The following is a 1,766-nucleotide window of genomic DNA, read 5'->3' on the forward strand; positions in this document are numbered from 1 at the left end:
CGAGATAATCGAGTCGCCACCCAGTTCGAAGAAGTTGTCGGTGAGGCCAACCCGTTCCAGTTTCAGCACGTCTTGCCAGACGGTTGCGATTTGCTGTTCCAGCGCGCTTTGCGGCGCCACGTATTCGTGCTGTACCTGGCTTGCGTCCGGCTGCGGCAGGGCCTTGCGGTCGAGCTTGCCGTTGGCGGTCAGTGGCCATTCATTCAGGAACAGCAGGTGCGTCGGTACCATGTAGTCCGGCAGGTCCGCTTTCAACTGCGCCTTGAGGGCGCCTGCATCCTCGGCGCCTTGCGCCGGGATCACGTAAGCCACCAATTGCTGGCCGTTCAGCCCTTCCTGGGCCAACACCACGGCCTCGCGCACCGCCGCCAGGGCGTTCAGGCGCGCTTCAATTTCACCCAGTTCGATACGGAAGCCACGGATTTTCACCTGATGGTCAATCCGGCCGATGTACTCGATCACCCCGTCGCTGCGGTATTGCGCCAGGTCACCGGTGCGGTACAACCGCGCACCGCTTTCGCCGAACGGGTCGGGAATAAAACGCAGTGCCGTCAGGTCGCCACGCTTCAGGTAGCCCCGGGCCAGGCCGGCGCGGCCAACATACAGTTCACCGATGCAGCCTTTGGCCACCGGGTTCAGTTCACCGTCGAGCAGGTACCACGACAGGTCGGCTATCGGTTCGCCAATCGGGCTGCTGGCGTCCAGCTCGAGATCAGCCACCGACAGCGGACGGTAGGTGACGTGCACCGTGGTTTCGGTGATGCCGTACATGTTGATCAGCTGTGGCGCGCTGTCGCCAAACCGTTCGAACCATGGGCGCAGGCTCTTGACGTCCAGCGCCTCGCCGCCGAATACCACGTAGCGCAGGGCATTGGCCCGTGAGTCGGCACAAGCCACGTGCATCAACTGTTTGAACGCCGACGGCGTCTGGTTGAGCACCGTGACGCCCGCGTCGCACAACAGGTCGAGGAATTCCTGGGGCGAGCGGCTGACGTCGTACGGCACGATCAGCAGCTCGCCACCGTGCAGCAGTGCGCCGAAAATTTCCCAGACCGAGAAGTCGAAAGCATAGGAGTGAAACAGGCTCCAGACGTCCTGCGGGCCGAAACCGAACCACGGTTCAGTGGCCGCGAACAGACGCAGGATGTTGTGGTGCGCAAGCAAGGTGCCTTTGGGGTTGCCGGTGGAACCGGAGGTGTAGATCACGTAGGCGAGGTTCGAAGGATCCACGACGACTTGCGGGTCGCTGTCGGCAAAGGCGCTGACGTCGGTATCCAGCAGCAGGGTTTTCACGCCGTCAGGCACCGGTAATTGACCGGTCAGCGACGCCTGGGCCAGCAGCAGCTGGATGCCGCTGTCTTGCATCATGTAGGCCAGGCGGTCCTGCGGGTAGGTTGGGTCGAGCGGCACATAGGCGCCGCCGGCCTTGAGGATCGCCAGCAGGCCGACGATCATCTCGATACCCCGCTCCGCGGCCAGGCCCACCAGCACGTCCGGCCCCACGCCGTGAGCGATCAACTGATGCGCACGGCGGTTGGCCTGGGCATTCAGTTCGGCGTAGGTCAGGGTCTGGCCGTGGAAACGCAGGGCCACGGCGTCAGGCCGTTGACGGGCCTGCTCGGCGATCAGTTGATGGGCGCAGGTGTCGCTTGGGAAGCTGCGCGGGCCGGGGTTCCACTGGGCGATGTTGTGCTGTTGCTCGGTCGCGTCCAGCAGCGGCAATTCCCCGATGCGCCGTTGCGGATCGGCGACGATACCTTGCAGCA

General features: G+C 63.9%; 1 protein-coding gene. It reads right to left on the minus strand.

The genetic code is table 11. The annotated features are described in order from the left end of the window. A partial coding sequence (locus HX821_RS31600; RefSeq protein ID WP_177037394.1) for an amino acid adenylation domain-containing protein occupies positions 1–1,766 on the minus strand: 1,766 nt, incomplete at both ends.

The sequence above is a fragment of the Pseudomonas sp. B6001 genome (genome assembly GCF_013386015.1).
Lineage (GTDB): Bacteria > Pseudomonadota > Gammaproteobacteria > Pseudomonadales > Pseudomonadaceae > Aquipseudomonas.